At 68.7% G+C, this 21,990-nt stretch carries 18 protein-coding genes; 10 read left to right on the forward strand and 8 right to left on the reverse strand.

Going from position 1 to position 21,990, the window contains the following annotated elements; all coding sequences use genetic code 11:
• The first annotated feature begins 8 nt into the window (after positions 1-8).
• Positions 9-1,625 (forward strand): GMC family oxidoreductase, encoded by a 1,617-nt coding sequence (locus AABQ55_RS31125; protein WP_272808782.1) that lies wholly within the window; start codon positions 9-11, stop codon positions 1,623-1,625.
• Between the two features lie 14 nt (positions 1,626-1,639).
• Here AABQ55_RS31125 and pdxR read toward each other — a convergent pair whose 3' ends face one another.
• Positions 1,640-3,160, reverse strand: a complete 1,521-nt coding sequence (gene pdxR, locus AABQ55_RS31130; protein WP_272808783.1) for a MocR-like pyridoxine biosynthesis transcription factor PdxR — start codon at positions 3,158-3,160, stop codon at positions 1,640-1,642.
• Between the two features lie 160 nt (positions 3,161-3,320).
• Between pdxR and AABQ55_RS31135 the strand changes: the two genes are divergently transcribed.
• The 6 genes from AABQ55_RS31135 to AABQ55_RS31160 all read left to right on the forward strand — a co-directional run bounded on the left by AABQ55_RS31135 (position 3,321) and on the right by AABQ55_RS31160 (position 10,062).
• Positions 3,321-4,424, forward strand: coding sequence for a mandelate racemase/muconate lactonizing enzyme family protein (locus tag AABQ55_RS31135; protein WP_272808784.1), 1,104 nt, complete (start codon positions 3,321-3,323; stop codon positions 4,422-4,424).
• A 1-nt stretch (position 4,425) separates the two neighbouring features.
• Complete coding sequence (locus AABQ55_RS31140; RefSeq protein WP_272808785.1) at positions 4,426-5,922, forward strand: aldehyde dehydrogenase family protein; 1,497 nt, start codon at positions 4,426-4,428, stop codon at positions 5,920-5,922.
• 173 nt (positions 5,923-6,095) lie between these two features.
• The gene (locus tag AABQ55_RS31145; protein WP_272808786.1) at positions 6,096-7,172 is read left to right on the forward strand and encodes an extracellular solute-binding protein; all 1,077 of its coding nucleotides are present in this window, start codon (positions 6,096-6,098) and stop codon (positions 7,170-7,172) included.
• Between the two features lie 81 nt (positions 7,173-7,253).
• On the forward strand, positions 7,254-8,327 hold the full coding sequence (locus tag AABQ55_RS31150; RefSeq protein WP_272808787.1) for an ABC transporter ATP-binding protein: 1,074 nt from the start codon (positions 7,254-7,256) through the stop codon (positions 8,325-8,327).
• 5 nt (positions 8,328-8,332) lie between these two features.
• Positions 8,333-9,202, forward strand: coding sequence for an ABC transporter permease (locus AABQ55_RS31155; protein ID WP_272808788.1), 870 nt, complete (start codon positions 8,333-8,335; stop codon positions 9,200-9,202).
• Between the two features lie 2 nt (positions 9,203-9,204).
• Entirely contained in the window at positions 9,205-10,062 is an 858-nt protein-coding gene (locus AABQ55_RS31160) for an ABC transporter permease (RefSeq protein WP_272808789.1), read from the forward strand.
• 36 nt (positions 10,063-10,098) lie between these two features.
• On the opposite strand, the gene AABQ55_RS31165 is transcribed toward AABQ55_RS31160, so the two are convergent.
• The 6 genes from AABQ55_RS31165 to AABQ55_RS31190 all read right to left on the reverse strand — a co-directional run bounded on the left by AABQ55_RS31165 (position 10,099) and on the right by AABQ55_RS31190 (position 16,785).
• Positions 10,099-10,995: a sugar phosphate isomerase/epimerase family protein gene (locus AABQ55_RS31165; RefSeq protein WP_272808790.1), complete on the reverse strand. Its 897-nt coding sequence runs from the start codon at positions 10,993-10,995 to the stop codon at positions 10,099-10,101.
• 81 nt (positions 10,996-11,076) lie between these two features.
• Positions 11,077-12,015: an ABC transporter substrate-binding protein gene (locus AABQ55_RS31170; protein ID WP_244769008.1), complete on the reverse strand. Its 939-nt coding sequence runs from the start codon at positions 12,013-12,015 to the stop codon at positions 11,077-11,079.
• A gap of 65 nt (positions 12,016-12,080) precedes the next feature.
• On the reverse strand, positions 12,081-13,064 hold the full coding sequence (locus AABQ55_RS31175) for an ABC transporter permease subunit (RefSeq protein WP_244769009.1): 984 nt from the start codon (positions 13,062-13,064) through the stop codon (positions 12,081-12,083).
• 27 nt (positions 13,065-13,091) lie between these two features.
• Positions 13,092-14,618, reverse strand: coding sequence for a sugar ABC transporter ATP-binding protein (locus tag AABQ55_RS31180; RefSeq protein ID WP_272808791.1), 1,527 nt, complete (start codon positions 14,616-14,618; stop codon positions 13,092-13,094).
• Positions 14,615-16,009: an FGGY-family carbohydrate kinase gene (locus tag AABQ55_RS31185; protein ID WP_272808792.1), complete on the reverse strand. Its 1,395-nt coding sequence runs from the start codon at positions 16,007-16,009 to the stop codon at positions 14,615-14,617. The genes AABQ55_RS31180 and AABQ55_RS31185 overlap by 4 nt, the downstream gene beginning before the upstream one ends.
• The gene (locus AABQ55_RS31190; RefSeq protein WP_244769012.1) at positions 16,006-16,785 is read right to left on the reverse strand and encodes a DeoR/GlpR family DNA-binding transcription regulator; all 780 of its coding nucleotides are present in this window, start codon (positions 16,783-16,785) and stop codon (positions 16,006-16,008) included. The genes AABQ55_RS31185 and AABQ55_RS31190 overlap by 4 nt, the downstream gene beginning before the upstream one ends.
• Positions 16,786-16,975: 190 nt before the next feature.
• Between AABQ55_RS31190 and AABQ55_RS31195 the strand changes: the two genes are divergently transcribed.
• From AABQ55_RS31195 to AABQ55_RS31205, 3 genes are read left to right on the forward strand one after another with little or no spacing between them, the layout of a single operon-like run.
• A complete protein-coding gene (locus AABQ55_RS31195; RefSeq protein ID WP_272808793.1) occupies positions 16,976-18,058 on the forward strand; it encodes a class II aldolase/adducin family protein in 1,083 nt (360 codons plus the stop codon).
• A complete protein-coding gene (locus AABQ55_RS31200; protein WP_272808794.1) occupies positions 18,055-19,332 on the forward strand; it encodes an FGGY-family carbohydrate kinase in 1,278 nt (425 codons plus the stop codon). Before AABQ55_RS31195 ends, AABQ55_RS31200 begins: the two co-directional genes overlap by 4 nt.
• Positions 19,329-20,171 carry a TIGR01459 family HAD-type hydrolase gene (locus AABQ55_RS31205; RefSeq protein ID WP_272808795.1) on the forward strand — a complete coding sequence of 281 codons (843 nt, stop codon included), beginning with the start codon at positions 19,329-19,331 and terminating at the stop codon, positions 20,169-20,171. Before AABQ55_RS31200 ends, AABQ55_RS31205 begins: the two co-directional genes overlap by 4 nt.
• 181 nt (positions 20,172-20,352) lie before the next feature.
• On the opposite strand, the gene otsA is transcribed toward AABQ55_RS31205, so the two are convergent.
• Positions 20,353-21,840, reverse strand: coding sequence for an alpha,alpha-trehalose-phosphate synthase (UDP-forming) (gene otsA / locus AABQ55_RS31210; RefSeq protein WP_272808796.1), 1,488 nt, complete (start codon positions 21,838-21,840; stop codon positions 20,353-20,355).
• Between the last annotated feature and the right edge of the window lie 150 nt (positions 21,841-21,990).

Genomic DNA, 21,990 nt, shown 5'->3' on the forward strand with positions numbered 1-21,990 from the left:
ATCGGCAGATGGATGAATTCGACTATGTGATCGTCGGCGCGGGCTCGGCGGGCTGCGTGCTGGCGAACCGCCTTTCCGACGGCGGGCGCCATCGCGTGGCGCTGCTGGAGGCCGGCGGCGGCGACCTGAACTTCTGGGTGCGCATGCCGATCGGCTACGGCAAGGCCTTCTATCACCGGACGCTGAACTGGAAGTACCTGACGGAGCCGGTGCCGGGCTTCGACGGCCGCCAGTCCTACTGGCCGCGCGGCAAGGTGGTCGGCGGGTCCAGTTCGATCAACGCCATGGTGTTCATCCGCGGGCAGGCCGAGGATTTCGACGGCTGGCGCGCGCTCGGCAATCCGGGATGGGGCTATCAGGACGTGCTGCCGCTGTTCCGGCGCATGGAGGACAATGCCGCCGGCGCCGATGAATGGCGCGGCAAGGGCGGGCCGCTGACCGTCACCAATATCGAGGATGTCGTGCACCCGCTCTGCCGGAACTATCTTGCCGGCGGCGTCGAGGCCGGCCTGCTGCGCAATCCGGATTTCAACGGCGCGACGCAGGAGGGCATCGGCATCTACCAGATCACGACGCGCAACGGCTTCCGCTGCTCGGCGGCGACCGCCTATCTCGCCCCCGCCCGCAGGCGGGCGAACCTGCGCGTGATCACGGCCGCGCAGGCGACGCGCGTGCTGTTCGACGGCAAGCGGGCGGTCGGCGTCGAATACCGGCAGGGCGGAGAGACCCGCCAGGTCCGCGCGCGGCGCTCGGTCATCCTGTCGGCCGGCGCGGTCAACACGCCCCAGCTGCTCCAGCTTTCCGGCGTCGGCGATCCGGACCTCCTGAAGCGCCACGGCATCGATGTCGTGCATGCCGCGCCGGCGGTCGGACGCAACCTGCAGGACCATATCGGCTTCGACCATCTCTACAGGAGCCGCCGGCCGACGCTCAACGACGTGCTGCGGCCCTGGTGGGGGCGGCTGCGGGTGGGGCTGCGCTATGTGCTGACGCGGGGCGGCCCGCTCTCGCTCAGCGTGAACCAGGGCGGCGGCTTCTTCCGCACCGGCCCGGAGCGCACGCGCCCGAACATGCAGCTCTATTTCTCCCCCGTCAGCTATACCCGCGCCCTTCCCGGCCGGCGGGCGCTGATGAGCCCGGATCCCTTTCCCGGCTTCCTCGTCGGCGTGTCCAATTGCCACCCGACGAGCCGCGGGCAGCTCACCATCCGCTCCGCCGATCCATTCGCCGCGCCGGAAATCCAGCCGAACTACCTTTCGACGGAAGAGGACGTGCAGGAGCTATTGGAGGCCGCGCATTTCCTGCGGCGCCTTTCGCGGACCGGCCCGATGCGCGAGATCATCGAGGAGGAGATCCGCCCGGGTGCCGGGATTCTTGACGACGAGGCGCTGATCGCCGACATCCGCGCGCGCTCCGGCTCGGTGTTCCATCCCTGCGGCACCTGCGCCATGGGGCCGGATGCGGCGGCGTCCGTGGTCGATCCGCGCCTGCGCGTCCACGGGCTGGAGGCGCTGCGCGTCGTCGATGCCTCGGTCTTCCCGCGCATCACCGCGGGAAACCTCAACGCACCGACCATCATGGTGGGCGAAAAGGGAGCCGACCTCATCCTTGCCGATGCGCGCTGAAGCGCGGGCGCGGTTCAGGCGCCGATGCGGCTGCGGCCTTCCGCCTTGCACATGTCCTTCAGGACCGCGCCGAGCGTTTGCGCCGCGCCTGCGATCATGCGCGGCGGGGCGGAGCTGAAGCCGAGGACGAGGCCGCGCTGGCGCACCGGCGTGATGGCGAAGCGGCCGATCGGCGAGACGAGCACGTTGCGCTCGGCCGCGCGATGGGCGACGGCGAATTCGTCAAGGCCCTCCGCCAGGCGGCCGATCGTGTGGAAGCCCGTTTCGGTGGGCGCGACCTCCAGGAGGCCCGCCATGTGGCGCGCCGCCCCGCCGAGCAGCGCCTCCAGCCGTTCGGCGTAGACGCGCCGCATGCGGCGGATATGGCTGGCGAAATGCCCGCATTCGATGAAGCTGGCGACGACCGATTGCAGGCTGGCGGGCGAGCCCTGCAGGGTCGCCCCGGCGATGCGGTAGAAGACGTCGACCAGGCCCGGCGGCGCGACGACATAGCCGAGGCGCAGCGCCGCGAACAGCGTCTTCGAGAAACTGCCGACATAGATGACGCGGCCGGACGTATCGACGCTCTTCAGCGTCGGCGGCGGATGGCCGGCATAGTGGAACTCGCCGACATAGTCGTCCTCGATGATCCAGGCGCCGGCCCGTTCGGCGGCGCGCAGCAGCTCGAAGCGGCGCTGCAGGCTCATCGTCACGCCGAGCGGATGCTGGTGGGCCGGCGTCACGAAGGCGAGGCGGAAATCCGGCGCCACCTCCAGCCCCTCGGCGACGTTGATGCCCTCCTCGTCGATGCCGAGCGGCACCAGCCGCGCGCCGGACGAGATCAGGCTGTTGCGCGCGCCGATCGCGCCGGGATTCTCGATCCAGACGGCATCGCCGGGGTCGAGCAGGGTGTTGCCGATGCGGTTGAAGGCGTCCTGCGCGCCGTTGAAGATGAAGACCTGTTCCGGCTCGCAGGTGATGCCCCGGTTGGCGCGCAGGTGCATCGCCACGGCCCGGCGCAGCTCCATCAGCCCCTCGGCCGGCGGATAGCCGAGCAGGAGGTTGCGCGGCTGGCGCCAGTAGCGCGCGACCATGCTCGCCCACAGCGCCATCGGGAATTCGTCGAAGGCCGGGATGCCGGTGATGAAGGGGCGCGGGTTCTCCGGATGGGCGAGGCGGGGAAAATAGTGCTCGGAGGCGTCCGCGCTGAGCTGGGCAAGGCGCGGCGGGCTGCGGATCTCGTCTCCGGCCGGGCTTGCCGGGACCGCGGCCGGCCGGCCGTCGCGCAGGGTGTCCGTGACATAGGCGCCGGCGCCGATGCTGGAGCGGAGCAGCCCCTCGGCGGCAAGCTGCTCGTAGACGCTGATCGCCGTGGTGCGCGAGACGCCGTGGTCCTTCGCCAGCGTGCGGCTGGAGGGCAGGCGCTCGCCCGGCTGCAGCTTTCCCGAAAGGATCATGTCGCGCAACGCCGAAGAGAGCTGGGCGCTGATGGGCGTGCGCGAACCGCGGTCGAACTGCAGCGTGGGCAGCAGCGCGCCGCCCGGATATTTTACCATCTCGCCCTCCGGCCTGTCGTCCCGCCGCAATAATGGTCCGCTACGAAAAGCAAAGTGGACCTTCTCGCCCGAATATTTTCCGATGATTGTCGGACCAGTTCGCGGCGTCAAGGGCCTATCCGCCCGAGGCGCCTTCGCCCACCAGACAGACCGGACCGCCATGAAGATCAAGCGCATCGAGACCTTCTGCAACCGCCATGTCGGCTTCGTCCGCATCACCGACGAGACCGGCGCGACCGGCTGGGGCCAGGTCTCGACCTACAATGCCGACATCACATCCGAGGTGCTGCACCGCCAGGTCGCGCCCTATACGGTCGGCGCCGAGATCGCCGATCTCGACGATCATCTCGACCGCCTCTTCGAGCGCGAGCACAAGTTCCCGGGCTCCTATCTCTGCCGCGCCTTCTGCGGCCTCGACACGGCGATCTGGGACCTGCGCGGCAAGCTGGCGGAAAAGCCCGTCGCGGCGCTGCTCGGCGGCTCGGCCGGCCCGCTGCGCGCCTATGCCTCCTCGATGAAGCGCGACATCACGCCGGCCGACGAGGCCGAGCGCTTCAGGCGCCTGCGCGGCGAATACGGCTTCGACGCCTTCAAGTTCCGCGTCGGCGCGGAATGCGGGCGCGACCGGGACGAATGGCCGGGCCGGACGGAGGAGATCATCCCGGCGATCGCCCGGGCCGTCGGCGCGGAGGCCGATCTCCTGGCCGACGCCAATTCCTGCTATTCGCCGGCCCGCGCCATCGAGGTCGGCAGGATCATGCAGGACAACGGCCTCGTGCACTACGAGGAGCCCTGCCCCTACTGGGAGCTCGAACAGACGCGGCAGGTGACCGAGGCGCTCGACATCGACGTCACCGGCGGCGAGCAGGACTGCGACCTCGCCACCTGGCGGCGCATGATCGAGATGCGCGCCGTCGACATCGTGCAGCCGGACATCTGCTATCTCGGCGGCATCAGCCGGACGCTGCGCGTGGTGCGCATGGCCGCGGCCGCCGGCCTGCCGGTGACGCCGCACGCCGCCAACCTCTCCATGGTGACGCTCTTCACCATGCACCTGCTGCGCGCCATCCCGAACGGCGGCAAGTACCTCGAATTCTCCATCGAGGGCGAGGACTACTATCCCTGGCAGGACGGCCTCTTCCGCTCGTCGCCCTATGCCATCGTCGACGGCAGGGCGACGGTGGGCGAGGAGCCCGGCTGGGGCGTGGAGATCGATCCGGAATGGCTGGCGCGCTCCAGCTACCAGATGAGCGAGGCGAACTGAGATGAACACCGAGACCCTCGTCGGCGAGTATTTCGCCAGCGGCACGCTTTCCGGCCTGCCCACCGGGCATTTCATCGACGGCGCCTTCGTCGCGGCTTCGGGCGGGCGCACGATGGAGACCTTCGATCCCGGCTCCGCCCGGCCCTACCATGCCTTCGCCGCCGGTGACGGCAGCGACGTGGACCGGGCGGTCGCCGCCGCCCGCCGCGCCCAGCGCGCCTGGGGCCGCACCAGGGCGAGCGCCCGCGGCGCGATCCTGTCGCGCGCCGCCGAACTCATCCGGGCGGAGGCGGCGCGGCTTGCCGTGGTGGAAAGCCTCGACAGCGGCAAGGCGCTGCAGGAGGCGGAGGGCGATGTCGCGGGCGCGGCGCGCTGCTTCGACTATTACGCCGGCGCGGCCGACAAGATCCAGGGCGACACCTTCCCGCTCGGCGCCGACCATATCGGCTATTCCATCGAGGAGCCGGCCGGCGTCACCGCCCATGTCATTCCCTGGAACTACCCGCTCTCGACGGCCGCCCGCAGCATCGCGCCGGCGCTCGCCGCCGGCTGCACCGTGGTCGCCAAGCCCGCCGAGCAGACGCCGCTGACGGCGCTGATGCTCGCCGACATCCTCGCCCGCGCCGGCCTTCCCGCCGGCGTCTGCAACGTCGTCACCGGCACGGGCGCGGAGGCCGGCGGGCCGCTGGTCGCCCATCCGGATGTCCGCCACGTCACCTTCACCGGCTCCGTGCCGACGGGCATCCGCGTGATGCAGTCGGCCGCCGCGCATGTCGCCAGCGTCGTGCTCGAACTCGGCGGCAAGTCGCCGGTCATCGTCATGGCCGATGCGGACATGGACGCCGCCGTGGAGGGCGTGCTCGGCGCGATCTACGAGAATGCCGGGCAGATCTGCTCGGCGGGCTCGCGCCTCGTCGTCGAGCGCGGGGTGCATGCCGAACTGGTCGGGCGCCTTGCCGGGCGCGCGGCCGGCCTCAGGCTCGGCCATGGCCTGCGCCGCCCGCAGGTCGGCGCGCTCTCCTCCGCCGCGCATCTCGACAAGGTGGCCGGCTATGTCGAGGGTGCCCGCGCGCGCGGCGTCACCGTCGCCGCCGGCGGCGAGCGGGCGACGGACCCGCAGAGCGGCGCCGGCTGGTTCTTCCAGCCGACGATCCTCGACGCGGTAAAGGCGGACGATCCCGTCATCCAGGAGGAGATTTTCGGCCCCGTCCTCTCCGTTCAGGTCGTCGACGGCGAGGAGGAGGCCGTGGCGGTGGCGAACGGCACCGATTTCGGCCTCGTCGCCGGCATCTACACAGGCGATTTCGGCCGCGCCCACCGCATGGCGCGCGATATCGACGCCGGCCAGGTCTACATCAACGAATATTTCGCCGGCGGCATCGAGGTGCCCTTCGGCGGCAACAAGCTGTCCGGCTTCGGCCGCGAGAAGGGCTTTGCCGCGCTGCGCAGCTACACGCGCACGAAAAGCCTGACGGCGAAGATCGGTGGATCGTCATAATGGTCTTACGGCAAGGAGATAATGGACCTTTCGGGGAAGCCAATCTCGTCCTTTGATGCCAGCGGCTAGAAATCGGGAATAGAGCGTCATCGACGGGAGCGAGATGGCCCTCCATGGGGAAGAACGCCGGAAAAACGGCGACTTGCAACAGCCAAACGGAAGAGGAGAACAGCATGAAAACGACATTCGCGCTCGCCGCGACGACGGCGCTTGCCCTGTTCATGGCAGGCAATGCGGCACAGGCCGAGACCCTGCGCCTGCTCACCTGGGGCGGCTATGCACCGGACAACGTCATCAAGCTCTTCGAGGAGGCGAACCCCGACATCACCGTCGAGGTGACGCTGTCCAACAACGAGGAGATGGTCGCGAAGCTCCGGGCGACCGGCGGCGCGGGCTACGACCTCGCCCAGCCGAGCCATGACCGCATCTTCGCGGCCCAGCAGGAATACAACATCTACAAGCCGCTCGACCTTTCGAAGATCGAGACGGCGAACCTGGCGCCGAACCTGCTCGACGGCGTGAAGGCCAATGCGACGATCGACGGCGCGCTCTACGCCGTGCCGCACCAGTGGGGCACGTCCGGCATCGTCGCCGACATTTCCAAGGCGCCGAACGTCAAGGGCTGGGGCGACCTCTGCAATCCGGAATACAAGGGCCGCACCTCGATGCGCCTGCGCCGCACCATCCTGCTCGGCACGGCCTTCTCGCTCGGCAAGGACCCGTTCGCGCTCTATGGCGACAAGGCGGCCTACCAGACGATGCTCGACGAGGTGACGGAAAAGCTGATCGCCTGCAAGGACAACGTCAAGACCTACTGGAACGGCGGCGACGACCTTTCGACGCTCCTGCTGTCGGGCGAGGTCGTCGTCTCGGAGGCCTGGGATTCCACGGCCTTCAAGCTCTACGGCCAGAACAAGAACCTCGTCTACGTGCCGCCGGAAACCGGCGCGCTCGCCTGGATCGACACCTTCGTCATCCCGCGCAAGGGCGAGGCGGACGATGCCGCCTACAAGTGGATCAACTTCGTCATGAAGCCCGAGATCGTCAAGCTGATGTCGGATTCCACCGGTGCCATCGCCGCCGTCAGCAACGGCATCGACCTCCTGCCGGACGACAAGCAGGCCGCCGTCAAGGCCGCCTTCGACGAGCAGGACCTCGCCAACCTCAAGTTCTTCGCCAACATTCCGGCGGGGCTCGAGGACATGGAAGGCAAGGCGCTGGAGCGCATCAAGGCCGCGACGTCCAACTGATCGCCTCCCAAGGCAGTTCCGGCCGGCCGAGGGCGCCCTTGGCCGGCTGTTTTCCCGATGGCCGCGAGCAACGAGCACTCCATGCACGATCTTCAATGCGAAAGCCTGAGCAAGCGGTTCGGCGCCTATACCGCCGTCGACAGCGTGTCCTTCGCTGTCCCGCGCGGGTCCTTCTTCTCCATTCTCGGCCCCTCCGGCTGCGGCAAGACCACGCTGATGCGCATGATCGCCGGCTTCGAGACGCCGACGGGCGGCGACATCCGCATCAAGGGCCGGTCCGTGCTTTCGACGCCGCCGAACAAGCGCCCCGTCAAGATGGTGTTCCAGCATCTCGCGCTCTTCCCGATGATGAATGTCGGCGAGAACATCGCCTACGGCCTGCGCTGCCGCGGCGAGAACAGGGCCGACATCGCCCGCAAGGTGGCGAGGGTGCTCGACCGCGTCGGCCTGCCCGGCACGGCGGAAAAGCAGGTCTCCCAGCTCTCCGGCGGCCAGAAGCAGCGCATCGCCATCGCCCGCTGCATGGTGCTGGAGCCGGACGTGCTGCTGCTCGACGAACCGCTCGGCGCGCTCGACCTCAAGCTGCGCGAGCGCATGAAGATCGAGCTGAAGCAGCTGCAGCACCAGTTCGAGACGACCTTCCTCTACATCACCCACGACCAGTCGGAAGCGCTGCTGATGTCCGACAATGTCGCGGTCATGAATGCCGGCCGGTTCGAGCAGATCGGGGCGCCGCAGGACCTCTACAACAATCCGAAGACCGGCTTCGTCGCCGGCTTCGTCGGCGACAGTAACCGCTGGCCCGGCCGGGCGCTCTCGGTCTCGGACGGCAGGGTGCGCGTGGCGATCGACGGCGGCGGCGAGGCGATCGCGCTCGCCGGGGACGAGCGCATCGCGGCCGGCGGGCCGGTCGAGCTCTTCGTGCGCCCGGAGGTCATCTCGATCGGCGCCGGCAGCGAGAACGGGCTGGAGGGCACCGTCGAGAGCCTGCTGTTCAACGGCGCGAGCAGCCGCATCCTCGTGCGCATGGCGAACGGCCACCTCGTCGAGGTCGGCCAGGCGGTGATGGACGGTTCGGTCAAGATCGCGCCGGGCGAGACGGTCGCCATCGGCTGGAGCCGGAGCCACGGCCGCGCCTTTTCCGTTGCGGGGTGAGGGCGATGGCGCGCACCGATATCGGAAAACTCTCGCTCATCCTGCTCTTCGCCCCCTTCGCGCTGTGGATCGCGCTGCTGATCATCCTGCCGCAGCTCGGCATCGGCTATATCTCGCTGCGCGAGAAGGTGGGGCCGGGCGAATACACCTTCGGCTTTGCGAACTACATCGCCTTCCTCTCCGAGCCGATCTACTGGAACACGCTGCTGCGCACGGCCTGGATGTCGATCCTCGTCACCGCCATGGCGCTCGCCGTCGGTTTTCCCGTCGCTTACTACATCGCCAAGATCGCCCGGCGCCGCGCGCGCGCCGCGCTCTTCCTGATGTGCCTCATCCCGCTCTGGGTGAGCGACCTCGTGCGGGCCTTCGGCTGGATCGTCATCCTGCGCGAGACCGGCCTCGTCTCGACCTTCCTCCAGAAGATCGGCCTCGTCGGCGGCCCGGTCGAACTGCTCTACAACGACGCCACCGTCGTCATGGGCCTCGTCTACACGGTCGTGCTCTTCATGATCGTGCCGCTCGTCTCCACGCTCGACGGCATGGACAATTCGCTGATCGAGGCGGGCTACAATCTCGGCGGCAGCCGCTTCACCGTGTTCCGCCGCATCGTCGTGCCCTATGCCATGCCGGGCATCGTCGCCGGCTGCATCATCGTCTTCATGCTGACGGCGGGCAGCTATCTCACGCCCATCCTGCTCGGCGGCAAGAACAGCATGTGGTTCACCGAGCAGATCTACGAACAGTTCGTGACGCGCTACAACTGGGAATCGGGGGCGACCTTCGGCGTGCTGCTGCTCGTCTTCACCTCGCTCGTCGTCTGGCTCGGCCTGCGGCTCACCGGCCAGAGCCTCGCCTCCACCGTCGCAAAGGACTGACCATGAACGTCGCGGCCCCGCAATCGCCCTTCCTGCAATGGCTCTACCGCGGCTACATGCTGGCGTTCCTGTTGTATCTCGCCGCCCCGCTCTTTGCCGCCGGCATGTTCGCCTTCAACGATTCCATGTTCCCGGCGCTGCCGTGGAACGGCTTCACGCTCGACTGGTTCTTCAGCAGCACCGAGCCGAAGATCGGCATGTTCCACGACCGGCGCCTGCTGCGCGGCCTTGAGAATTCGCTCTATATCGGCGTCATCGTCTCGGCGCTCGCCGTCGCGGCCGGCACCTGCAACGCCTTCCTCTTCGAGCGCAAGCAGTTTCCCGGCAAGAGCTTCTTCTACATCCTGATGATCGTGCCGCTGGTCATTCCCGGCGTCATCCTCGGCATCTCGATCCTCGTCTTCGCCAGCATGATCGCCAACGGGCTCGAGGAGACCTTCGGCATCGAATGGGATTTCCTGCGCCCGGGCATCTTCCTCGTCATCCTCGGCCAGTTCTCGTTCCTGACGACCATCACCTCGCTGGTCATCGCCGCGCGCCTGCGCAAGTTCGACATCTCGCTGGAGGAGGCCGCGCTCAATCTCGGCGCGACGCGGCTGCGCGTGCTGGCGACGGTGACGCTGCCCTATCTGATGCCCGCGCTCTTCTCCGCCTTCGTCGTCGCCTTCCTCGTCTCCTTCGAGAACTTCAACACGACGCTGATGCTGGTCGGCTCCGACGCGCCGCTGACCATCACCATGTACGACCGCATGGTGAAGGTCGGCTCGACGCCGGTGCTGAACGCCGTCTCGTTCTTCCTGATGGTGGGCTCGGGCGCGCTGGCGCTGCTGAGCGTCGTGGTGCAGCGCGGCAAGGAGTGAGCCGCGCCCCGGCTTGCCGGGACCCGGCCTCGTTTTTCAGGCGGGCAGGTGCGCCTCGCGGACGAGCGCCTGCTTGAGCCGCGCCGTTTCCAAGCCGAGTTCGATGAAGCGGTGGGCGTGGCGGGCGAGCGCGACATTGTCGTCCCACAGATTGCGCCAGATCGCCGTCTTCAGGGAAAGGTCCTTGTCGACGATCGTCGTGGAGAAGGATTCGAAGGTGACATAGTCGTCCCAGCCGATGGCGACGAGCGCATCGAAGATCGCCGCAAAGTCGATCGTGCCGGTGCCGAGATAGCCGCGATGGCTCTCGCCGATATGCAGGTAGCCGATCTTGCCGGCCGCGTGGCGGATGGCAAGGCCCACATCGGCCTCCTCGATGTTCATGTGGAACGTGTCGAGGTGCAGGAAGACGTTCGAGGCACCGGTGTCGCGGATATAGGCCATGCCCTGCGCGGCGGTGTTCAGCATGTTGCTCTCGAAGCGGTTGACGATTTCGAGATTGAGCGTGACGCCGGCCGCCCTGGCCCGGTCCGCCACCTTGGAGAGCGCGGCAACGCTGGTGTCCCAGCCCTTTCTCGACAGGCTGTGCTCCTGCTTGCCGTGGGCGGAGCTGAGGATGCCGGCGAGCTTCGTGCCGCCGAGGTCGCGCACCAGCGCCACAGCCCGGTCGAGGATGTCGACGCCATGGGCGACGATCGCCGGGTCGGCGCTGGAAATGTCGCCCTCCGGCGGCAGGCCCATGCTGATGGCGACGTCGAGGCCGCGTTCCCTGATACGGCCGGCAAGCCATTTCACATCGACCTGCGCGGGATCGAGATAGGAGAATTCGATGAGCCTGTAGCCGAGCCGCTGCGTGTTCTCGAGCGCCGTTTCGAGTTCGCCGCGCGAGGAGCCCGCGCTCCAGACGAAGGAATGGACACCGATTTTCGACATGGCCCGGCCGCTTTCTGACGATGGAGGAAACGAAGATCCGGCCGGGCGCGCTATCGGCGCCCGACCGTCTGGGAGGCGTGTTTAGCGGGCTGCGGTCCAGCCCTTGTAGTCCTTGACGTTTTCGGCCGTGATGAGCTGCGGGTCGAGCAGCACGACGGGCTCGGCCGGCTTGTTGCCCTTCAGCACCTCGACGCCGAGCTGCAGCGCCTGGCCGGCCATGACATAGGGATCCTGCGAGGCGGAGGCCTTGATCATGGAATTGCCGCTGGCGAGCGAGGTCTCGATGTCCGGCGCGCCGTCGACCGCGGTGAAGAAGAATTCGCTGCGGTTCAGCTGCTTGGCGGCGAGCTCGGCGCCGATCGCCGTCGGGTCGTTGATGGCGAAGACGGCGTCGATCTTGTCGAAGCGGGTGAGCAGGCCCTGCATCACGGCAAGGCCGCCGTCGCGCGAGCCCTGGCCGTTCTGGTCGTCGGAGAGGATCTTGATGTCGGCATGCTTGCCGAGCGCCTCCTTGCAGCCTTGCACCCGCTCGAGGATCGAGGAGGAGGCCGGGCCGTTGATGATGACGACGTCGCCCTTGCCGCCGAGCTTGTCGGCGATGTAGTTGCAGGCTTCTTCACCCGCCTTGACGTTGTTGGTCATGACGGTGACGTCGGCGCCGGGCGCCGACACGTCGAAGGCGGCGACGACGACGCCGGCGGCCTGCGCCTTCTTCACGGCCGGGGCGATGGCCTTCGCGTCGACGGCGTTCAGCATGATGATGTCGACGCCGGCGGCGATGAAGCTGTCGACCTGGGAGACCTGCTTGTTGAGGTCATAGTCGGCCGAGACGGAGATCACCTCGACATTCGGGTTGATCTCCTTGGCGCGGTCCTCGATGCCCTTGATGGTGGCGACGAAGAACGGGTTGCCGAGCAGGCCGACCGAGATGCCGATCTTGTTGAGGTCCTTGGCGGCTGCGGGCATGGCGAGCGCGGCGGCCAGTGCGGTGCCGACGAGCAACTTTGGCATAAGACGCATGTTTTCCTCCTTTGGTGGCGTTTTGCGCCGTTGTTTCCGGTGACGACCGGTTCGTTCAGCCGGGCTCAGGTCCGGCTAATGCCCTTGAGCCTGTAGCGATCGAGGCCGACGGCGACGATGATGACGAGGCCCTTGATGATGTACTGCCAGATGTCGGAGACCCCGACGAGGATGAGGCCGTTGGACAGCACGGCGATGATGAGGGCGCCGATCAGCGTGCCCCAGATGGAGCCGACGCCGCCGACGAAGCTGGTGCCGCCGAGGATGACCGCCGCGATGGCGTCGAGCTCGTAGGCCTGGCCGAGCTGCAGGCCGTTGGCCGCATAGAGCCGGGCGGCCGACATGGCCCCGCCGAGGCCGGAAAGCAGGCCCGACATCGAATAGACGAAGAGCAGCACCAGCGGCACCTTGATGCCGGTGAGCCGGGCGGCCTCCGCATTGCCGCCGACGGCGTAGATCCAGGTGCCGAGCACGGTGCGCTTGAGGATGAACCAGGAGACGAGGATGGTCGCGATGGCGATGACGGCGAGCCACGGCACGCCGAACAGCGTGCCGTTGCCGATGAAGTCGAAGGGCAGGTCCGGGTTGAACACGGTCGTGTCGTTGCCGAGCAGGCGCGCCACGCCGCGGATCGCCGTCAGCGAGCCGAGCGTCACGATGAAGGGCGGCAGCTTCAGCCAGGCGATGATGGCGCCGTTGAGGAAGCCGCAGGCAAGGCCCGCGGCGATCGCCGCCGGAATGCCCAGCATGCCGAGGTCCGGCACCAGCGAGACGATGACCGCGATCATCGCCGAGGCGGCAAGGATCGAGCCGACGGAAAGGTCGATGCCGCCGGTCAGGATGACGAAGGTCATGCCGGCGGCCAGCACCGTGTTGATCGAGGCCTGCTGCATGACGATCGACAGGTTGTTGACCGACAGGAAGCGCCCGGAGAGCAGATGGAAGCCGATCGCCAGCAGCACGAGCACCGGCAGCATGCCGAGCGCCGTCAGCGTCGAGCGCAGCTTCAGCCTGTCCATCCGGGCGTCTTCGGTTTCGCTTGCAGCCATGGTTCCGTCCCGTTCCCTTGTTGTCCGTCAGGCGGCCTGGCCGGCCGTGCCGGTCGCCAGCGCCATGATCGCTTCCTGTTCGATCGGCTGCGTCACCTCGCCGGCGATGCGCCCCTCGCGCATCACCAGGACGCGGTCGGCGATGCCGAGGATCTCCGGCAGGTCGCTGGAGATGACGACCACGGCGATGCCGTTCTCGGCGAGCGCGTCGATGATGCGGTAGATCTCCGACTTGGCGCCGACATCGACGCCCCGCGTCGGCTCGTCGAGGATGACCGCCCGCGGCTTCGTCTCCAGGAGGCGCGCCAGAAGCGCCTTCTGCTGGTTGCCGCCCGACAGGGCGCCGACATTGATCTGCGTGCCGGCGGTGCGGATCGACAGGGTCTTGATGGCCGCGAGCGCCCGGTCCCGCGCCTTTGCGAAGTTCAGGACGCCGCCGGCCTTCGCATCCCCGGCGATGACGCCGATGTTGATGTTGTCGCTGATCGACATGTCGAGGAAGAGGCCCAGCGCCTTGCGGTCCTCGGTGAGATAGGCGATGCCGGCATCGAGCGCGTCGCGCGGCGTGGCGATGGCGAGCGCCGTGCCGTTCAGCGTCACCGTGCCCGTCGTCCGGCGGTCGGCGCCGTAGACGAGGCGGGCAAGCTCCGTGCGGCCCGAGCCGACGAGGCCGGCAATGCCGAGCACCTCGCCCGCCCGCACCTCGAAGGAGCAGTCGTGCACGCGCACGCCGTCGCCGATGGTGTCCACCGACAGCACGGCGGGGCGCGTGCCCTCGGCCTGCCGGTGTTCCTTCTTGTAGAAAGACGAGAGGTCGCGGCCGACCATCATGGAGACGAGCGTGCCCGCGGAAAGGCCGGCGCGTTCCAGCGTGCCGACATAGGCGCCGTCGCGCAGCACGCTGACGCGGTCGGAGAGCTGGTAGATCTCCTCCATGCGGTGGCTGATATAGATGATGGCGATGCCATCGGCCTTGAGCCGGGCGATGACGTCGAACAGCCGGTCGGTCTCGCGCGTGGTCAGCGAGGTCGTCGGCTCGTCCATGACGATGATGCGCGCCTTTGTCGTCAGCGCCCGCGCGATCTCCACCATCTGCCGCTCGCCGAGCGAGAGCTCGGCGACGCGGCGTGCGGCGGAAAAGCCGATGCCGAGCTGTTTCAGGATCGGCTCGGCCCGCCGGCGCATCTCGGCGCGGTCGGCAAGGCCGAAGCGCGCGGGCTCGTTGCCGAGGAACATGTTCTGCGCCACCGAAAGGTTGGGGGCGAGCGAAAGCTCCTGGTAGATGACGGCGATGCCATGGGCCTTGGCCTTCAGCGGATCGCCGAGCGTTACCGGCTCCCCGTCGATCAGCACCGTGCCGCCGGGATCGGCCGTATAGGCGCCCGACAGGATCTTCATCAGCGTCGACTTGCCCGCGCCGTTCTCGCCCATCAGGGCATGCACCTCGCCGGCATGCACGGTCAGGTTCACATGCGACAGCGCCTTCGACGCGCCGAACGTCTTGCTGATGTCGCGCATCTCCAGAAGGGCAGGGGCGTCCGTCCGTTCCGTCATGCGCGCTTCTCCTTTCGGGTCCCGGCCTGCATCGCCTCGACCTGCCGGCGCCATTCGCGCCTGTAGGCGTCGAGGCCGGCAAGGGCGGCCGGCGCGGCGACCGCGCAATCGTTGACGAAGGGGTTCTGGCCGCGGTCCTCGAAGACGAGGGCCGCCGCGCCGAAGGCGCTGCCTTCCGGGTTGGCGCTGGTGTGCACGGTCTGCCCGGGGCGCAGGGCCGCGAGCACGGCGGCATAGAGCCCCGTCCTGACCAGCCCGCCATCGATGACGATCGTATTGTCGGAGCCGATGAGATCGAGCGAAAGATCGGTCATCAGCGCGACATAGAGGAGGGCGGCGGCGGCGCGTTCCTCGCCCTCGACGGCCGGGCCGGAAAAGCGCCCGGCATGGCCCGGCACCGGGCCGCCGGCGGCAAAGGAGGGCAGGGCGAAGGCGCGTTTTGCGATGACGGATGCCAGCGCCTCCTCGCGGACCGGCCGCGTCCAGCCGCCGCTCGCCACGTCGTATTCCCGCCCGCCCATGAAGCGGATGGTCGCGACCGGCTGGCGGTCGACCGTGACATTCGCCAGCATGTCGCGCGTCTGGTCGAGCCGTTCGAGCGGGCTTGCCGGATTGAAGACGATCACCCAGGTGCCGGTCGAGACCAGCGTGAAATCGGCAAAGCCGAGCGAGCGGTAGAAATAGAGCGCGGCATTGCTGTCGTGCACGCCGTTGTGCACCGCGACCTCCACCGTGCGGCCGTCGCCGAGCGTGACGGCGTGCGTGCCGATCACGGCGCCGGCGCGGGAGAACTCCGGCATCTTGCCGCGCCAGCCCATCCTGTCGACGAGGCTGCTGAAATCGTCCTTCAGCGGCGCCCAGAGGTTGGAATGGCAGCCGAGATAGGAGACTTCGGAGACCTTCCGGCCGGAGAACCTCCAGCTCCAGAACTGCGGATAGGCAAGGATCGCGTCGGCCTTTTCGAGGAGGTCCGGTTCGCGCGCGTCGAGCCAGAGGAGGTGGCGGCCATAGTTGAAGCCGAGCGGCAGCGGCGGCGAGAAGGTCTCGCGGAAATCCGGCGCCATGGCGTCGATGCGCGCGGCGATTTCGGCGGGCGGCTCCTGCTCGTAGTCGAGGATCGGGTGAACGAGCGCATCGCCGGCGGCGAGCGCGAAGGTGCAGCCGTGGCCGGAAAAGGTGACGCTGTCGACGCCATGGGCGGCGGCGACGCGGGCAAGCTCGTCCTTCATCCAGGCAAGGAGGGCCGCGTCGTCCAGCACCCGCAGGTCCTTCTCCTCCCGCCAGACCGGGCGGGTGCGCGCCTCGTCGACGACCTTTCCGCCGGAAGAAACGACGAAGAGCTTGGAATTCGTCTTGCCGAGATCGAAGACGGCGATGGGGGCGGTGCTCAACTGGTCCCTCCCGTCCGTGCGATCAGGATGGTGACGCCGGCATCCTCCAGCATCCGGGCGGCGGCGTCCGTCAGGCCGTCATCGGTGATGATCGTGCCGATGCGCGACAGCGGCAGGGCGACGTTGCGCGGCTGGATGGAGAACTTGCGGCTGTCGGCAAGCAGCACGATCTCGTCGGCGCAGGCCGAAAGCTCGCCGATCACCTTGACCAGCAGCGGATGGGATTCCAGCAGCCCCTTGCTGCTGATGCCCTGCGTGCCGAGGAAGAAGCGCGAGGCGAAGAAGGCGGGCGAGCCGGCGGCGCTGTCATGGATGATGCCCGGCTCGCGATAGAGCTCGCCGCCGGCAAGCGAGAGCTGGCAGGTGCCGTGCTCGCCGAGATGGGCGGCCAGCGGCATGGAATTGGTCCAGATGCGCAGGTTGCGCTGCGCCAGCAATATGCCGAGCTGATAGCAGGTGGAGCCCGCATGCACGATGATGGAATCCCCGTCGCGCACCAGGCCGGCCGCCGTTGCGGCGATGGCCCGCTTCGCCTCCACGGCGATGTCGCGGTTTTCGTCATAGGGTTTTGCCGAAAGGCGCCCGCTGTCGGCCGCCTCGCTGGCGGAGATGCCGCCATAGACCTTCCGGGCCCGGCCGAGGTCGTGCAGCTTGTCGATGTCGCGGCGGATCGTTGCGGGCGACACGCCGAGATGCTCCTGGAGATCGCGCACCGAAGCGAAGGGCGTCTCGCGCAGAAGATCGATGATGGCCTTGTGGCGCTCGGTGTCGTTCACGGATGATCCTCCCGGCGTCTCCCTCGCCGATGAATGAAGATAATCACACTAACGCGGAACGATCAAGAACGATGACGAAAATTCTTCACTGTTGACGATATGCGATCATGCAAATACCATTCACAAAAAAGTTCACTCAGTTTCCGGCGAGCCGGAAAGCGGGTGGCGGACTGTCTAGAGGAGGGGCCGCATGGCTTCGGGCATTCGGGCGGAGGACAGGGCGGCCTTCGATGCATTTCTCGCGCTCTCGAGGGAGATCGGCAGCGACATCCTGAAAACGCAGGGTGCCGGCGGCAACACCTCGTTCAAGCGGGACGGCGTGATGTGGGTGAAGGCCTCCGGCACCTGGCTTGCCCATGCCGGCGAGCGCGACATCATGGTGCCGGTGGAGGTCGCGCCGCTGGTGGCGGCGCTCAGGGCGCGCGACCCGAGCGCCGAAAAGGCGACGGATTTCGTCGTCGCGGCGCTCAACGCCTCCGGCCTGCGCCCGTCGATCGAGACCAGCTTCCACGCGGTGCTGCCGCAGGCCGTCGTCGCGCATTATCACTGCGTCAATGCCATCGCCCTTTCCGTGCTGGCCGGGCGGGAGCGCATCCTCGCCGAGCGCATGGCCGCGCTGCCCGATCTGACCTGGGCGATGATTCCCTACCGCCGCCCCGGCACGCCGCTCGCCCACGAGATCGATCGCGTCGCCGCGCGCCGGCCGGACGTGCTGATCCTCTTCAACCACGGCATCGTCGTCACCGGCGAGACGGTGGAGGAGGTGCGCGCGCGCATCGCCCGCGTGACCGCCGCCCTTTCGGTGGACGAGCGGGCGACGGCGCCGGGGGACGCGGCGCATCTCCAGGCCCTCGCCGAAGGCGCCCCCTTCCATGCCGCCGAGGATGCCGGCAGCCACAAGACCGCGCTCCATCCCGCCAACCTCGCCGTCGCCACGGGCGGTTCGCTCTATCCCGACCATGTCATCTTCCTCGGCACGGAGATCGGCGTGCTCGGCGCGGGCGAGACCGTGGCGGCCTATGCGCAGGCGCGCGGCGCGCGGGGGCTCGACATGCCGAAGATGCTGCTCGTGCCCGACCGGGGCGTGCTGCTCGCCGACGCGCTCACCGCTGGCGGCCGCGTCATGGCGCGCTGCCTGGCGGAGGTCGTGTCGCGCGTGCCGGAAGGGGCCGCCATCGTCCATCTCGGCAGCGACCAGGAATACGAGCTCACCCATTGGGAGGCCGAGCAATACCGCCAGGCGCTGGACCGCAAGGCGAGCCAGCGGGCATGAGCGCGGCGTCCGGACCCGCCGTCGCGCTCGGCATCGATCTCGGCACGTCCGGCGTGCGCGCCGCCGCCCTTGCCGCCGACGGCACGCTCGTCGACATGGCGTCCTCGCCGTTCCGGGATGCCGCGGCCGGCCGCTCGCCCGCCGCGTGGCGGGCCGGCGTCGGCGCGTGCCTCGGCGAACTTGCCGCGCGCGGGGCGCTTGCCGCCATAACGGGCGTCGCGGTCGACGGGACCTCCGGCACGGTGCTCGCCATCGATGCCGGCGGCGCGCCGATCGGCGATGCGCTGATGTACAACGATCCCTGTCCCGACCGGGCCGTCCTCGACCGGATCGCGGCGTCGGCGCCGGCGGACAGCCCGGCGCGGGGCGCGACCTCGCCGCTCGCCAAGGCCGTCCATCTTTCGCGCCGGGCCGGCGTTCACGCCATCGTGCACCAGGCGGACTGGATCCTCCTGCAGCTCGGGCTCGCCGCGCCGGCGAGCGACGAGAACAACGCCCTGAAGACGGGCTACGATCTCGCCGCGGAGCGCTGGCCGGACTGGATCGAAGCCTGCGGCATGGATGCCGGCCTCCTGCCGGAGGTGAAACGCGCCGGCGCGCCGCTGGCGACCGTCGGCGCGGCGGGCCGGGCCCTCGGCCTGCCGGACGGCTGCCGCTACCACGCCGGCACGACGGACGGCTGCGCCTCGTTCCTCGCGACGGGCGCCGCGTCCATCGGCGACGGCGTGACCGCGCTCGGCTCGACGCTGGTCGTCAAGCTCGCCTCGGCGGAACCGGTCGATGCGGCGGACTACGGCATCTATTCCCACCGCATCCTCGATTTCTGGCTCGCCGGCGGGGCCTCGAATTCCGGGGGCGCGGTCATCCGCAGCCTTTTCGACGACGCGCAGGTGCAGGCGATGACGCCGCTGCTGCGGCCGGACCGGCCGACCGGCCTTGCCTATTATCCGCTGCTGCGGCCGGGCGAACGGTTCCCCGTCAACGATCCCGCCCATGCGCCGCGGCTGGCGCCGCGCCCGGCCGATGACGTCGTCTTCTTCCAGGCGATCCTCGAAGGCATCGCGGCGATCGAGGCGTCGGGCTATGCGCGGCTGGCGGCGCTCGGCGGCCCGCCCCTGTGCTCGGTGCGCACGGTCGGCGGCGGCGCGGCCAATCCGGCCTGGACCCGCATGCGGGAGGCGGCGCTCGGCGTTCCCTTCCTGCCGTCGAATTCGGCGGAAGCGGCCGTCGGCACGGCGGCCCTCGTCCTTGCCGGAAAGGATCGCTGGCCATGAGCATTGCCCCGAAGACCGACCTTGCGGCGCTGGCGGCCCGCTACGATGCCTTTCTCGTCGACCAGTTCGGCGTGCTGCGGGACGAGGACGGCGCCTATCCCGGGGCGAACGAGGCGCTGCTGCGCCTCAAGGCGCTGGGCAGGACCGTCATCGTGCTGTCCAATTCCGGCCGCAGCGGAGACTACAATGCCGAACGGCTCGTCAAGCTCGGTTTCGACCGGGCGGGCTTCGACCGCTTCCTCACCTCCGGCGACGTCGCCTACGACATCCTTGCCGGGGAGACGGCCGGTTCCGCGGCCGGGACACGCTGCCTGACGATCTCCAGCGGCGGCGACCGCAACCTTGCCGACCGCCTCGGCTTCGAGAGCGTCGAGGACGCGGCCCTGGCCGATATCGTGATCATCTCCGGCAGCGAGGCCGATCGCGTCCCGATGGCGGACTACCGCCGCCGCCTCGCCCCCGCCGCACGGCGCGGCGTGCCCTGCTACTGCACCAATCCCGACCGGCACAAGCTCGCAAGCGGCGGCGCCACGGCGCCGGGCGCCGGCAGCATCGCGCTGGCCTACCAGGATCTCGGCGGGCCGGTGCGCTGGTTCGGCAAGCCCCATCCGGCGATCTACCGGCAGGCGCAGGCGCTGCTCGGGGGTCTTGCGGCCGACCGGATCGTCTGCGTCGGCGACAGCCTGGAGCACGACATCGCCGGCGCCGCCGGCGCGGGGCTCGCCTCCTGCCTCGTCAGGACGGGCATCCTTGCCGAAAGCACCGGGCCCGAGCTTGCCGCCCTTGCCGACCGCCATGGCGCGCACCCCGCTTTCGTCATGGAGCGCTTCGCCGCCTGAAGCCGTCCCGCGCGGACAGGCTTCGTCCGGGACACGGGTCACCCCACGGTCGCGTCGAGGGCCGCTGCCGTCGAGCATCCGACCGGCAACATGGAAATCCTCCTGCGCACGGCGCGCAAACTGTCCGACGGGCTCGTATTCACGGAATGACGCGGCATCGCCCGCATGCGTCGAGGATCGGCTACGACCAGCGTGCGAGGGGTGCCGGGGAGGATTTCCGCAAGGTCTGCGCGCGCGTCTCCGCCGCTCTGGCGGATGCCGACGCGGCGGCGGGGCGCGCCTGCTGCGGCGCGGGGCCGGCGGCGAGATCGTCGAGGAACCCGTCGCACCAGGCGAACACGTCGTTGGTGCGCAGCGTCTTCATCATGGCCGTCCAGCGCTCCCGGCGCTCCTCGACGGGCATGGCGAGGCTGCGGGCGATGGCGTCCGCGGTGCCCTCGACGTCGTAGGGATTGACGAGCACGGCCTCCTTCAGTTCCTGCGCGGCCCCGGCGAAGCGGGAGAGCAGCAGGACGCCCGGATCCTCCCCGTTCTGCGCGGCGACGAACTCCTTGGCGACGAGGTTCATGCCGTCGCGCAGCGGCGTGACCAGGGCGAGCTTGGCCATGCGGTAGAGCCCGGCCAGCGCCGGGCGGCGCAGCGAGCGGTTGATGTAGCGGATCGGCACCCAGTCGACCGTGCCGAGCGCGCCGTTCACGCGGCCGGCCTGTTCGGCGACGGCCCGCTGCATCGCCTCGTATTCCGGCACTTCGGAGCGTGATTTCGGCGTGATCTGCAGCAGCGTCACCTTGCGCTGGCTGTCGGCATGGCGGGTGAGGAAGGATTCGAAGGCATCGATGCGCTGGGTGATGCCCTTGGAATAGTCGAGCCGGTCGACGCCGATGATGAGCTGCTTGCCGTCGAGGCTCTGCAGCATGCGCTTGTGCAGCGCGGTCTCGGCCGCCCGTTTCGCCAGCGCGGCGAAATCGTCCGTCTCGATGCCGATCGGATAGGACCGGGCGGTGAAGGTCCGCTCGCCGGCGTTGAAGCGAAACGCGTCCAGCCGGTCGCCGAGGCCGTGCCGCGACAGGCAGTCGGCGAAGTTCTCGCGGTCATGCTCGGTCTGGAAGCCGAGCACGTCATAGGCGGTCATGCTCGTCAGCAGCGCCTCGTGCACCGGCATGGCGTGGAAGACGTCGGGCGCCGGCCAGGGGATGTGCAGGAAGAAGCCGATCCGGTTGGTCACGCCCTGCCGGCGCAGCTCGGCGGCCAGCGGGATGAGATGGTAGTCGTGGATCCAGATCAGGTCGTCCGGCTCGATGAGCGGCAGGAGGCGGCTTGCGAAGAAGCGGTTCACGCGGAAATAGCCGGCCATTTCGCGCCGGCCGTATTCGGCAAGGTCCAGCCGGTAGTGGCAGATCGGCCAGAGCACCCGGTTGGCAAAGCCCTGGTAGTATTCCTCGACGTCGCGCTCGGTGAGGTCGGTGAGCGCATATTCGATATTGCCCTCCTTCAGCCTCTGCAGCGGCCCGACCGCATCGTCCGTGCAGGACCGGCCGGACCAGCCGAGCCAGAGCCCGCCGCGTGCCTCCAGCGCTGTCTGAAGGGCGACGGCGAGGCCGCCGGCAGGAGCAGTCCCGCTCTTGTCGGGAATGGGAACGCGGTTGGAAACGACGACGAGACGAGCCATGAATTCGGTACTACCTTGTGGGCCGCGCCCCTCATTGCATGAGGGCTTTGCGAGGGCGCGTTGAACCCGAAAAAGAGGAATTTTGCGCCAGCGGACAGCGCTGGCAGACTTTTTCGCAATGCACCGTAAACGGCCGGGGGCCGGGAAGGT

The organism is Shinella sp. WSD5-1 (assembly GCF_963942435.1).
GTDB lineage: Bacteria > Pseudomonadota > Alphaproteobacteria > Rhizobiales > Rhizobiaceae > Shinella > Shinella yambaruensis.